The following is a 12,783-nucleotide window of genomic DNA, read 5'->3' as shown; positions in this document are numbered from 1 at the left end:
GGTTCCAATTATCAGGCGTCTAGAGTGTTGCTGCCCGCTTGCGTGGTAATGCGCTTGGTTCCTGCAAGCTGTGTCGAACGCTGGCGTATGCCGGAGACAAAGCGATATTCGGTCGTCGCGGCAGAAGGCGTCAGCTCGACAGTCATGTAGCCGCGCTGCGAAGTATCAGCCCAAAGCAATTCGTCATTGGCTCCAACGACGCCAGCTGCGAGCGTTTGCGGCGGGATAGCAGCGAGATAGCTCTCGAAGCCCGGCGAGCTGACCGAGCAAACACCAAGCTCGACACCGACACTTTCACCTTCATGGCCGAGATTGAACGCCCAGCCATTATGCGTGTCGCCCGCCAGCACGAGAAGGTTCGCATCGGCGGCAAGCGCACTTTCGAATACGCGTTCGCGCGCAGCAGGGTATCCGTCCCATGCGTCCATGTTGAGCGGAAGGCCGGCCTCGGCAGCAAGCGACGAGGCGATCAGACGACGACGCGCATAATCGGGCAGGCTATCACCAATCAGCTCGAGCATGCCGCGCGGCGAAGAAAGCTTGCCCATCAGCACCTGCTGCACGAGAACCTGCCACGTCGTACCGCGCGCCTTCGACGATTGAAGCGCCCCTGCCAGCCATTGCTCCTGCGCAGCGCCAAGTAGCTGGCGCTCCGGATTGGCGTAATCTGCTTCTTTAAACGCGGCGAGGGCTGCGATCATGGCCTGCGGGTCTTCCTGCCCCTCGATGATCTTCGCGATGCTGAACTGTTCTTCGCGCCCCTCGAGGCGGGTGTCGAGACGGAACAGGGTAGCAAGGTCACCGATCTCGTATGCGCTGTACGGCTCATCCGAGACAGGCATCCATTCGCGATAGACGCGCTTCGCCACGGCTTTGCGAACCGACCACTCGCCCTCAGTCTCGGGCTGATGGTTTTGAGCCCCATCTTTCCAGCTGTCATTGGTGCTCTCGTGATCGTCCCAGACAGCAATCATAGGGAGGACCTGGTGCAAGCGCTGAAGATCGGGATCCTTGCGATAGGTCGCATAGCGCAGCCGGTAATCGGCTAGTGCGACGATCTCGGTCTCGGGCATCAGGCCGCGCTCCGGGTGCCGATTGCTCGCGTCGGGGTAAGTGTTACCGCCATACTCGTAGATGTAGTCGCCAAGGTGCACGGCGAGGTCGCAATCGTTTGCCTCGGCCGCATGGGCATAGGCGTTGAACCACCCAAACCCGAAATTAGAACAGGAGAAAACCGCGAGCTTGAACGAAGGCTTCGGCCCCTGCGGCAAGGTGCGCGTGCGCCCTACCGGCGACATCGAGCCGTCGGGGGCGACGAAGCGGTAAAAATACCAGCGGTCAGGGGTCAGGCCGCTCGCTGTCGCCTTTACGCAAAAGTCACGATCAGGGCTCGCCATGACTTGCCCTTCGGCGGACACGCTAGAGAATTCGGCCGTTTCGCTGATCTGCCACTCGAGCCTTGTTTCATCGTCCGAGACAAAACGCGTCCACAGCAAGACGCTGTCGGCCTTCGGTTCGCCGCTGGCGACCGAGTGCGTGAACCCTGTCCCGAAGGTTCGGGCGGTTGCCGGGGTGGCCGCTATTGCCGCCGTCGCGCCAGCAAGCGCGAAAATACCTCGGCGAGTGACTGCCGTGGCTGAGTGGTCGTTCGGGCGAGCGGGCTGTCCAGCGGGTTCGGTCTTGATCATGCGAAGCGCGATATAGCGCAGTTTTTTCGTCATCGTGACAACTATTGCACCGACCCCTTCGGTAAGGGCATGAAGTCGCGCAATGATTGACACTCAATTTCACGAAATGCCCGATGGCACTCGCATCGCGCATCGCTTTCACTCTGGCGAAGGCCCTACCCTCGTTTTTCTGCCCGGCTACATGTCGGACATGGCCGGCGGGAAGGCGACCGCACTCTTCGCTGAGGCACAAGACAAGGGGCGCGCTGCGCTTCTTCTCGACTATTCGGGCTGCGGTGAGAGCGATGGCGAGTTCGCTGACGGCTCCCTCTCCAAGTGGCGCGACGAAGTGCTTGCGTTGATTGAAGCGCGCGTCACCGGCGACGTGTTGCTCGTCGGCTCCTCGATGGGCGGGTGGCTCATGCTGCTCGTGGGGGAGGCGCTAGGTGATGGGCTCGCTGGCATGATCGGGATTGCCGCCGCGCCCGATTTCATCCGATGGGGATATTCGCCCGAGCAACGCGAGACGCTCGCTTCCGGCGGAATCGTCCTCGAAGACAATCCCTATGGCCCCGAGCCGACCCCTACGCATCCCGGCTTTTTTGCCGATGCCGAAAGGCTGCTCAGGCTGGGAAAAGAGATCGCAATCGAATGCCCGGTGCGCCTGCTTCACGGGCAACGCGATGCGGACGTCCCGTGGGAGACCAGCGTTCGGCTTGCCGAGGCACTGCGTTCGGACGAGGTACAGCTTTGCTTGATCAAGGACGGTGACCATCGGCTTTCGCGCGAATCTGATATTGCGCTGCTGAAAGCTCAGGTCGACGGATTCTACTAACGGACACCATATCGTGGCACTGATCTCCTCCCTCCTCGTTCTCGCACTGCAAGTCGGGCCCAACCCCAATGCGGGGGCATTGCCGGGTTTGCCCGATGAACTTCTCAACCGCCCACCCCGTCCAGGGGAGGAGAGCGCCGACGCATCGCCCGAAAGTGCGTGGCTTGCAGCGTGCCTTGACCTCGTGGCCGAGGACCCGGCTCGCGCGCACACGCTTGCCCAGCTGCGCCGCAATGAAACCAGCGCGACCAATCGCATTCTTGCCAATCATTGCCTCGGCCTAGCCGCAACCGAACTATCGCTATGGGACGATGCCATCACCGCATTCACGGCGGCTCGTGACGAAACGCCTGACGACGAATTGAGCGCCCGTGCGCGGTTTGGGACGATGGCGGGCAATGCAGCGCTGGCAAGCGGCGATCACGGCGGTGCAAGGACAATCCTGGAGGCGGCAAAACGCGATGCGCAAGCCTCTGCTTCCGCAGATCTGCAGTCCATCGCCGCAACAGACCTTGCGCGCACGCTCGTCGCGCTTGGCGATGGCGAGGCAGCGCTCGCAGAGCTTGAGACAGCGACGACGCTGACACCGGACAAGGCGGAAGGCTGGCTGCTCAAGGCGACCCTGCTGCGCCGGCTTGAGCGGTTCGACGAGGCACAGATCGCGATTGAACGTGCCGGACAGATTGCTCCCACCGATCCGCAAATTGGCCTGGAGGCAGGTGTGATCGCAGTCCTTTCAGGGCGCGATGAAGCGGCACGGGCAAGCTGGCAATCGGTGATCGATATTGCACCGGGCGATCCGGCGGCGCTGACCGCGCAGGACTACCTGGCACAGCTTGGACCGCCACCAACAGCAGGCGTGGAGCAGGAGCCATCATGACCGAGTTTTCCGTCCTTGACCTCGTGCCCGTTCGCGAAGGCGGGAGCGTAGGCGAGGCAATGGAAGCGAGCACCTCGCTCGCCCGCAAGGCGGAAGAACTTGGCTGCAAGAGGTTCTGGGTTGCAGAGCATCACGCCATGGAAGGCATTGCTGGAGGCGCCACCTCGGTAGTGCTCGCCCATATCGGCAACGCGACAAGCCGCATCCGCATCGGTTCTGGCGGGATCATGCTTCCCAACCACACGCCGTTCCAGATCGCTGAACAATTCGGGACGCTCGATGCGCTATTTCCCGGACGGATCGACTTGGGGCTGGGAAGAGCGCCGGGAGCGGGCCCTGAACTTCAACGCGCTCTTCGCAAGAATCTCCAGCAAGCCTCGGAATACTTTCCGCAAGACGTGTTAGAGCTGCGCGCTTTGTTGACGGGCGATGTCGAACTGACAGTCAAGGCCACGCCGGGCCTTGGCGCCAATGTCGAATTCTGGATGCTCGGATCGAGCCTCTTCGGTGCGCAATTGGCGGCAAAGCTTGGCATGCCCTACGCTTTTGCCGCGCACTTCGCGCCCGATCATCTCGACGAAGCGCTCGACCTTTATCGTCGCAATTTCGAGCCTTCCGATGCTCTCGGCGAGCCGCATGTCATGGTCGCCATCAATGCCTTTGCAGCCGACAGCGACGAGGAAGCCCGCACTCTTGCATCCAGCCAGCAACAGGCTTTCGTTGCGTTGCGCACCGGTAATCCTGGCAAACTGCAGCCCCCGATAAAGGATTACACCTCGACATTGCCTGCGCCCCACCTGGCAATGCTCGACCACGTTGGTCAGGCTTCCGCGGTCGGAAGTCGCGAAACGGTGAGGGACGCAATCGAACTCTTCATCAAGCGCACCAGAGCAGACGAAATCATCTTGTGCGGGTCGACCTATGATCCTGCGGCACGAGAAGCTTCGCTCGAGATAACGCTTGAAGCGGTAAGAGCCGTAGCGGCTTAAGCGCTTTACCGGCGCGGTTCTCGCTTGCGCCGACTCTCCAAATTCCTGTATTGCACCGAGCACAATACAAACAACCCGGCACAATAAAATTATACAAGCCAGACCGGGAGCAGGAGCAGTTAGGCGATGAGCGCAAATTCCTCAGGCGCAACCAAATCCGCGCCAGCAAGTAAGCGGAAAGCCCCTCCCAAAACGCTGGTTAAGGAGCTGAGTAAGCATCTCGCAGCCGCGATCCTGCCCGGCGACACTCCCCTTGATGGCGATGCGCTCGAAGAGTCTGCCGAATTCCTGTTGGTGACGGCCCAGTCCCGCCAACCGTCGCAATCCGCGTTAAAACTGCAGTCCGACACATCCGAGCGTCGCCTGCGTATTGCCATCGTCAATGATGACATGCCGTTCCTCGTCGACTCGATCGCCGCGACGATCACGGCGCACGGCCTCAGCATCGACCAACTGATCCACCCGGTCGTAGCGGTAGAGCGCAACGACGCTGGCGAACTCACCAGTTTGACCAAGGCCGGGGGTAAGGGATCGCCTGAAAGCCTGATCTACATCGAGACCCCTCGCGTCGATGCTCGCCAGCGCCGCGAGCTTTTGGCTGAAATCAAGGTGACGCTCGGTGATGTCCGCGCCGCGGTGAGCGATTGGCCGAAAATTCAGGCCGCGATGAAAACCGATGCGGAGTCGATTGCGGACGAAACTCCGGAAAGCGCGGCACTGCTCGAATGGCTTAACTCCGGGATGCTGACACAGCTCGGTCATGTCGTGCGCACTCGCGCCGGAGAACAAAGCGACGCCCTCGGCATCTGCCGCAAGAGCGCCAGTGAAATCCTCGCTGACACATCCTACGAACGCGCATTCGAGTGGTTTGACGTGGACGGTTCGGACGGCAAACCCCGCAACCTGCTCGTCATCAAGGCCAACCGCCTTTCGAACGTGCACCGCCGTACGCCGCTCGACATCTTCATCGTTCCTCGGCGCGAGAACGGAGAGGTAACTGCACTTTCGATCCATGCAGGGGTCTGGACCAGTGCCGGTCTCGCAACACCTCCGAGCGAAGTGCCCGTCCTGCGCACTGCTTTGAGCGATATCATCAGCGCATTGGGTTTTGACCCTCAGGGTCATGCGGGCAAGGCACTGGTCCATGCATTCACCACCCTGCCCCACGACCTCCTGGCTGGCTTCAGGCCGAGCGATATAGAGCGGCTCGCAACCGCGATGATGAGCCTGGTCGATCGTCCGCGGCCGCGCGTCGTTCTGGTGCAGTCCGCGCTGGAGCGGCATGTCTTCGCTTTCGTGTGGCTCCCGCGCGACTTCCTCTCGACCGGCGTGCGCCTCCAGATTCAGGACTTGCTGACCAAGTCCACCGGGGTCGACATGCTAAGCTGGAGCCTTGAAGTCGAAGGCTCGACGCTGGCGATGCTCCAGTTCCTGCTCGATTCGCGCTCGACCGGTCAGATGCCGGATGCCGCAAAGATCGAAAGCGAGCTTATCGATCTGCTCAAGGGCTGGAACGAGGCGGTAGAGGCGCGCCTTGCCGAAGCGGAAGACAGCTCGCGCGTGGCTGCCATTGCGCAACGGTACGCCGGGGCATTCCCGGGAACCTATCGCGCCCGCTATGGAGCCGCCGAGGCCGCGCTCGACATCCTTGAGCTGCGCGCGATTGCCACCGGCGACAATCCCGAAGCGCGCTCCTGCCGACTTTACGCGCTAGACCACGATCCGGTCGGCGACCTTCGGCTGAAGATCTATCACTCAGCCGGCGAAATGGCGCTTTCGGATGCGGTCCCGGCGCTTGAGAACTTCGGGTTCCGGGTGCTTGCGGAAATGCCGACGCGGCTTGACGATGGCAAGCTTGGGACGATCCACGAGTTTACGCTCGAATTGCCCGTCGGATCGCAGGTGAGCGACCTGCTCGATCGTGCAGACACAATCGAAACCGCCATCGCTGAAGTGCTCAATGGTCAGTCTGAGGACGATCCGTTCAACCGTCTGGTTGTCGCCACCGGGCTGAGCGCGCAGCACGCGATCTGGCTACGAGCGATCTATCGCTATCTGCGCCAGACGGGAATGGGTTTCACCATCTACACCGTGGTCGATGCGCTGCAACGTGCGCCGGGCGTGACCCAGGCGATGATCGACCTGTTCGCCGCGCGCCACGATCCCGATTTCAAGGGCGACCGCGACGCCGCCATTGCCGCCGCGATCAGTGCCTTCCAGCGCGGTCTCGGCAAAGTGAGCGCGATCAACGATGATCGCCTGCTGCGTCTCTATCGCGCCGTGATCAATGCGGTTCTGCGCACGAACGCCTTTGCGCTGGCAGCCGACGAGGCGCTGGCCTTCAAGATCAACTCATCGCTCGTCCCCGGCCTTCCGAAGCCCGTGCCATGGCGTGAGATCTTCGTCTATTCGCGCCGGGTCGAGGGCATTCACCTTCGCTCGGGCTCTGTGGCTCGCGGTGGTCTGCGCTGGTCCGACCGGCGAGACGACTTCCGCACCGAAATTCTCGGCCTTATGAAAGCGCAGAAGGTCAAGAATGCCGTCATCGTGCCAAGCGGTGCAAAGGGCGGCTTCTATCCCAAGCAGTTGCCATCGCCTGCAATCGATCGCGATGCCTGGGCTGCCGAAGGTCAGGGTAGCTACGAAGTCTTCATCCGAACCTTGCTCTCGGTCACAGACAATATCGTCGATGGCAAAGTCGTCCACCCTGACGGCGTCCACGTTCTTGATGGCGAAGACCCCTACTTCGTTGTTGCCGCCGACAAAGGCACCGCACGCTTCTCCGATGTTGCCAACGGGATCGCCGAGAAAGCAGGGTTCTGGCTCGACGACGCGTTCGCGAGCGGAGGCTCCAATGGGTACGACCACAAGGCGATGGGCATCACCGCACGCGGCGCGTGGGTGAGCGTGCAGCGTCACTTCCTCGAGATGGGCGTCGACGTCCAGAAGGACAGCGTGACGGTGGCTGGCTGCGGCGACATGTCGGGCGACGTGTTTGGCAACGGCATGCTTCTGTCCAAGGCCATCAAGCTGGTCGCAGCCTTCGACCACCGCCACATCTTCATCGATCCCGATCCCGATCCGGCGACAAGCTGGAAAGAGCGCAAGCGCATGTTCGAGCTGCCGCGCTCGAGCTGGGAAGACTACAATCCTGACCTAATTTCAAAGGGCGGCGGCGTCTATTCGCGCGACCTCAAGCGCATCAAGCTTTCCAAGAAGGCGCGCGATCTCCTCGGCATCGAGGAGAAGGAGATTGAGCCCGATGCGCTGATCAGCGCGATCCTCAAAGCCAAGATTGACCTTTTGTGGTTTGGCGGGATTGGAACCTATATTAAGGCCGAGAGCGAGAACCACATCCAGGTCGGCGATCCATCCAACGATGCGCTGCGCGTCGATGCCCGCGAGGTCGGCGCCAAGGTCATCGGCGAAGGCGCGAACCTCGGCATCACGCAAGCCGGACGCATCGCCTATTCGCTCGCCGGAGGACGGATCAACACCGACTTCATCGACAATTCGGCAGGCGTCGACTGCTCGGACAACGAGGTAAACATCAAGATCGCACTTGCCGCAGCCAAGCGCGATGGCGTGCTGACCGAGACAAAGCGCAACAACCTGCTCGCCAAGATGACCGACGAGGTTGCCGAGATCGTCCTCGAGGACAACCGGCTTCAGGCCTTGGCGCTTTCGATCGCCGAAAGCGGCGGACCCGGAGCAAGTTCCTCATACATCCGCCTGATAGAGCAACTCAGCGAAATGGGAGCGCTCGATCGCCGCAACGAAGGGCTGGCCGATGCCGACACCTATGCGCGCCGCGCTGCGGACGGGCTCGGTTTCACCCGGCCCGAACTCGCGGTTCTGCTCTCGTCAGCCAAGCTCGCGCTGCAAGACGCGATCGAGGCGAGCGGCCTGCCTGATGACCCGATCCTGGAAAGCAATCTGATCGCGATGTTCCCGGGCCCAATGCAGAAGAGGTTCGCCGACCAGATTCGCGATCACCGCCTGCGCCGCGAGCTGATCGCGACTGACCTGTCGAACCGGATCGTCAACCGTCTTGGTCTGATCCATGCTTTTGAGCTGCCTGAGGAAGAGGGCGTGGGCCTTGCTGACGTTGCTGCCGCTTTCGTGGTGGTTGAGCGCCTGTTCGACCTCAAGACGCTGTGGCAGGACATCGACGCAAAGGCGATGAGCGAGACCGCGCGCCTCAGCTTGCTCGACAGGCTTGCTGCGGCGGTTGGCAACCTGATGTCCGACGTCTTGCGCACAGGCGCTGGCCGCGTCGAAGCAAGCGCCATGATCGATTCCCTCAAGTCGGGCGTCAGAAAACTTGCCGATGGCCGGGCCGACCTCATCACCGGCGAGACCCGCGAGCGCTCCGAAGCGCTGCGCGCGCAATTCGTGGAAGAAGGCGCACCCGAGGCCATCGCGAACCGGGTCGCAGACCTGTTCGATTATGATGGATCGGTCGGCCTTGCGAGCCTCGCGCTCAAAACCGAGATTGATCCGACCGTGCTGACCCGCGCCTTTACCGATATCGGCACGCGTATAGGGCTCGATTGGGCACAGGGGACCGCTGCGCATATGACGCCGACCGACATCTGGGAGCGGCTGCTGGTCGATGGCCTTGCGCGCGATTTCCAGCATATGCGGCTTGAATTCCTTGCCAAGCTCATGCGCCGCAAGGGGGGCAAAGACGATCCGCAAGGCGCCATTGCGACCTGGGCCGATCACAACAAGGATGCCGTCACGCAGTTCCGCGCTATGATCGCGCGGGCGCAATCGCGGCCTCCTGTGGCTCCGGCAGTGCTGGCCCAGATCGCAAGCCAGGCGCGGAACCTGCTCGACCGATGATGGCTCCCGGCCCTCGCAGGTGGGGTTGACGCGGGCCATGGTTTCGGGCGAACGCCCCTGCCCATGAACGCAACTGGAAGCACTTCGGCTGACGTCGTCATCGTCGGCACTGGGCATGGCGGCGCGCAGGCGGCGATAGCACTGCGACAGCAGGGGCACGAAAGCTCGATCCTGATGATCGGTCGCGATGCCGAGCCGCCTTACGAACGTCCCCCTCTTTCCAAAGAGTATCTGGCGGGAGACAAGAGCTTCGAGCGCATGATGATCCGCCCGGAAAAGTTCTGGGCTGACAAGGGTGTCCAGCTGCGCCTTGGCTGCGCGGTTATCGAAATCGACTGGATGCGGCACGAAGTGACGCTCTCGGACGGGTCGAAGGTCGGCTATCGCAAACTCATCTGGGCAGGCGGCGGCGATCCGCGCCGGATTGATGTGCCCGGAGCGGGCCTGAAAGGCATATTCTGCGTGCGCGACAAGCGCGATGCTGACGCGATGATGGGGGCGCTCGAAGCAGGTGCAAAGCGCGCGGTCGTCATCGGCGGAGGCTATATCGGGCTCGAAGCCGCAGCCGTCCTGCGCAAGCTGGGCTGCGAAGTCACGCTGCTCGAGGTTCAGGACAGGGTGCTTGCGCGAGTCGCGGGTGAGGAGCTGTCGCGCTTTTACGAAGAAGAGCACCGCCGACAGGGCGTCGATGTGCGGCTGTCTCAAGGCATCTCAGAGATCCTGGGCGAAGACGGCAAAGTGACCAGCGTCCAGCTCGACAATGGCGAAATGCTCGCTTGCGACATGGTGGTGGTCGGCATCGGGATCGTGCCAGCTGTGGCTCCGCTCATTGCAGCAGGCGCGGCGGGCGCCAATGGAGTGGACGTCGATGTGTATTGCCGCACGACGCTCGATGACATCTACGCGATTGGTGACTGCGCGGCACATGTTAACCCCTTTGCCGAGAGCGCAGTCATCCGGCTGGAATCCGTGCAGAACGCCAACGACATGGCCAACACGGTCGCGCGGGCGATCATGGGGGACAAGCAACCCTATCACGCGCTGCCATGGTTCTGGTCGAACCAATATGACCTCAAACTCCAGACCGCTGGGCTAAGCCTAGGCTATGATGCGACTGTGGTTCGCGGCGACCCTGCCGAGCGCAAATTCAGTGTGGTTTATCTGAAAGAGGGCCGCCCAATCGCCTTCGACTGCGTCAATGCAATGAAGGATTATGTCCAGGGCCGAAAGCTGCTCGAACGAGGGATTGAAAAGGTCGACCCTGCCTTGCTTGCCGACACTGAAATCCAGCTCAAGGAACTGATCTGACATCTCATGATGGCGCCGGGTGACAGCCAGCCGATGCTCGAAGGCATCAAGGTCATCGACCTCACCAGCGTCGTGTTCGGTCCCTACGCCACACAAATCCTCGCCGACCACGGAGCCGAGGTCACCAAGATCGAGGCACCCGGCGGCGACGTCTATCGCTACAGCGCAAAGCCTGCGCAGACCCCCGGCATGGCGCCCGGCTTTATCGCGCTCAACCGCGGCAAGAAGTCGGTTGTGCTTGATCTCAAGGACAAAGAGGACGGCGCGCGCCTGCGCGAGATGCTGAGCGTAGCAGATGTGTTCATTCACAACGTGCGCGAGGCTGCGATTGAACGGTTGGGGTTCGGCTATGACGCGGTCAAAGCGCTCAACCCTGCGATCATCTATGTTCACTGCGTCGGCTTTGGTTCGGAAGGTCCCTACGGCGGATTGCAGGCCTATGACGACGTAATCCAGGCGGCGACCGGTGCGACTTCGCTCCTGCCACGCGTCGATGGTGATGAGCGCCCGCGCTACCTGCCCTCGCTGATCGCAGACAAAGTAGCTGGATTGCACGCGGCCTATGCGACGCAGGCGGCGATCATCCACCGCCTACGCACCGGCAAAGGACAGCACGTCGAAGTGCCCATGTTCGAGGCTTTCGCGAGCTTCATGATGAAAGAACATCTCGATGCGAAGACCTTCGACCCGCCCAATGGCGATGCAGGGTATTCGCGGCAGGTCGATGCCGACCGACAACCATTCCAGACCAAAGATGGCTGGATCAGCATCGTGCCCTATGTGCCGCAGCATTTCCCTTATACTGTCGGCCTTCTGGGCGACCCTCAGATGGCTGCTGAAGAGCGCTTCAACGATGTGAAAGGGATCATGTCGGCTGGGCCTGAGCTTTATCGCAGGATCGGTGAGCTTACGAAAATGAAAAGCACGCAGGAATGTCTCGACATTCTACGCGAAGCCAATATTCCCTGCATGAAGGTGACCGATCTCAACGAAGTCATCGACGACCCGCACCTGCGCGAGAGCGGGTTTTTCGAACGCAGCCAGCATCCAAGCGAAGGCGCGGTGTTCCAGATGCGCGATCCCAATCGGTATAGCGAGTGGTCGGCAGGCCCGCTCCAGCACGCCCCGCTCCTTGGCGAGAACAACGAGGACGATTAGCCCACCTTAGCGAGGCGCTCCGCCGCCCAGCTAGCTGCATCGGCGACTGCGGGATCTGGGTCGGACGTCAAATCGCGTACGCGATCGAGCATGCCCGGATCACCGCTGTTTCCAGCCGCATAGAGGCAATTGCGCACGAACCGGTCGCGCCCGATCCTCTTGATCGGTGAGCCAGAGAACAGAGAGCGAAAGCCAGCGTCGTCGAGGCACAGAAACTCGGCAAGCTTGGGCGCGGTCAGCTCTGCCCTCGGAAGAAATTCGCGCGCTGCATTGGCCTCGCTGGCAAACTTGTTCCAAGGACACACTGCAAGGCAATCGTCGCAGCCATAAATCCGGTTGCCCAGCGCCTCTCTGAATTCTTCATCGATCGGGCCCTTGTGCTCGATCGTGAGGTAGGAAATGCACCGGCGCGCATCGAGCTTGTAGGGGTGCGGGAAGGCATCGGTCGGGCAGGCATCGAGGCACGCGCGGCACGATCCGCACTGGTCGCGGTGTGGCTCCGCGGCAGCAAGCTCAAGCGTCGTGTAAATCGCGCCGAGAAACAGCCAGCTGCCATGTTTGCGGCTGACAAGGTTGGTGTGCTTGCCCTGCCACCCTATGCCTGCTGCCTCGCCAAGCGGCTTTTCCATGACAGGCGCAGTGTCGACGAAGACCTTGACCTCGGCTCCCGGCGCTTCGGCGACCAGCCAACGCGCCAGGGCTTTCAGCCGTTTCTTGACGACATCGTGATAGTCTTTGCCCTGCGCATAGACCGAAATCCGGGCGCGGTCCGGATGCGCTTCTAGCGCCATTGGGTCGATTGCGGGCGCATAGCTCATGCCGAGCGCGATCACGCTGCGCGCTTCAGGCCAGAGCCCTTGTGGCGATCGACGGTGATGGAGACGCGTCTCCATCCATTCCATCGAGCCGTGATTGCCTTCGCCAAGCCATTGTTCAAGGCGCTGCGCCCGCACAGGGTCCTCTGCCGCGCTGGCAAACCCGCAGGCGGCGAAGCCAAGGCTTCGCGCCTTCTCCATCAGCCGCTGCTCTAAGTTAAAGGTTGCCGCGTCGTTAACCACGTTTCGGGTTGCTCCCGTTCAGTTTCGCACGTTAACTCCC

8 protein-coding genes are annotated in these 12,783 nt (G+C 61.6%); 6 read left to right on the top strand and 2 right to left on the bottom strand.

Annotated features, from left to right (window positions below):
* Positions 1–11: 11 nt before the first annotated feature.
* Positions 12–1,721: an alkaline phosphatase gene (locus NAP1_RS13470; protein WP_007165868.1), complete on the bottom strand. Its 1,710-nt coding sequence runs from the start codon at positions 1,719–1,721 to the stop codon at positions 12–14.
* Positions 1,722–1,770: 49 nt separating this feature from the next.
* On the opposite strand from NAP1_RS13470, the gene NAP1_RS13465 reads away from it, so the two are divergent.
* The 6 genes from NAP1_RS13465 to NAP1_RS13440 all read left to right on the top strand — a co-directional run bounded on the left by NAP1_RS13465 (position 1,771) and on the right by NAP1_RS13440 (position 11,685).
* Positions 1,771–2,502, top strand: coding sequence for an alpha/beta fold hydrolase (locus NAP1_RS13465; protein WP_007165867.1), 732 nt, complete (start codon positions 1,771–1,773; stop codon positions 2,500–2,502).
* 13 nt (positions 2,503–2,515) lie between these two features.
* Entirely contained in the window at positions 2,516–3,382 is an 867-nt protein-coding gene (locus NAP1_RS13460; protein ID WP_007165866.1) for a tetratricopeptide repeat protein, read from the top strand.
* Positions 3,379–4,371, top strand: coding sequence for an LLM class flavin-dependent oxidoreductase (locus NAP1_RS13455; protein ID WP_007165865.1), 993 nt, complete (start codon positions 3,379–3,381; stop codon positions 4,369–4,371). Before NAP1_RS13460 ends, NAP1_RS13455 begins: the two co-directional genes overlap by 4 nt.
* Before the next feature lie 126 nt (positions 4,372–4,497).
* Complete coding sequence (locus NAP1_RS13450; RefSeq protein ID WP_007165864.1) at positions 4,498–9,219, top strand: NAD-glutamate dehydrogenase domain-containing protein; 4,722 nt, start codon at positions 4,498–4,500, stop codon at positions 9,217–9,219.
* 63 nt (positions 9,220–9,282) lie between these two features.
* Positions 9,283–10,527, top strand: a complete 1,245-nt coding sequence (locus tag NAP1_RS13445) for an NAD(P)/FAD-dependent oxidoreductase (RefSeq protein WP_007165863.1) — start codon at positions 9,283–9,285, stop codon at positions 10,525–10,527.
* Positions 10,528–10,533: 6 nt separating this feature from the next.
* Positions 10,534–11,685, top strand: coding sequence for a CaiB/BaiF CoA-transferase family protein (locus tag NAP1_RS13440; RefSeq protein WP_007165862.1), 1,152 nt, complete (start codon positions 10,534–10,536; stop codon positions 11,683–11,685).
* Here NAP1_RS13440 and queG read toward each other — a convergent pair.
* Positions 11,682–12,701 (bottom strand): tRNA epoxyqueuosine(34) reductase QueG, encoded by a 1,020-nt coding sequence (queG, locus tag NAP1_RS13435; RefSeq protein WP_007165861.1) that lies wholly within the window; start codon positions 12,699–12,701, stop codon positions 11,682–11,684. The genes NAP1_RS13440 and queG overlap by 4 nt on opposite strands.
* Positions 12,702–12,783: the final 82 nt, after the last annotated feature.

Origin of the sequence: Erythrobacter sp. NAP1, from assembly GCF_000152865.1 — a bacterium.
Lineage (GTDB): Bacteria > Pseudomonadota > Alphaproteobacteria > Sphingomonadales > Sphingomonadaceae > Erythrobacter.
Note: the sequence above shows the minus strand (reverse complement) of the source record. Positions and strands in the feature narration are given on the sequence as shown.

Bases quoted from the DNA above. Each gene is read 5' to 3' on its own strand.
- NAP1_RS13445 (WP_007165863.1), top strand. From the start codon at position 9,283: ATGAACGCAACTGGAAGCACTTCGGCTGACGTCGTCATCGTCGGCACT.
- queG (WP_007165861.1), bottom strand. From the start codon at position 12,701: ATGGAGAAGGCGCGAAGCCTTGGCTTCGCCGCCTGCGGGTTTGCCAGC.
- NAP1_RS13465 (WP_007165867.1), top strand. From the start codon at position 1,771: ATGATTGACACTCAATTTCACGAAATGCCCGATGGCACTCGCATCGCG.
- NAP1_RS13450 (WP_007165864.1), top strand. From the start codon at position 4,498: ATGAGCGCAAATTCCTCAGGCGCAACCAAATCCGCGCCAGCAAGTAAG.
- NAP1_RS13440 (WP_007165862.1), top strand. From the start codon at position 10,534: ATGATGGCGCCGGGTGACAGCCAGCCGATGCTCGAAGGCATCAAGGTC.
- NAP1_RS13455 (WP_007165865.1), top strand. From the start codon at position 3,379: ATGACCGAGTTTTCCGTCCTTGACCTCGTGCCCGTTCGCGAAGGCGGG.
- NAP1_RS13470 (WP_007165868.1), bottom strand. From the start codon at position 1,721: ATGACGAAAAAACTGCGCTATATCGCGCTTCGCATGATCAAGACCGAA.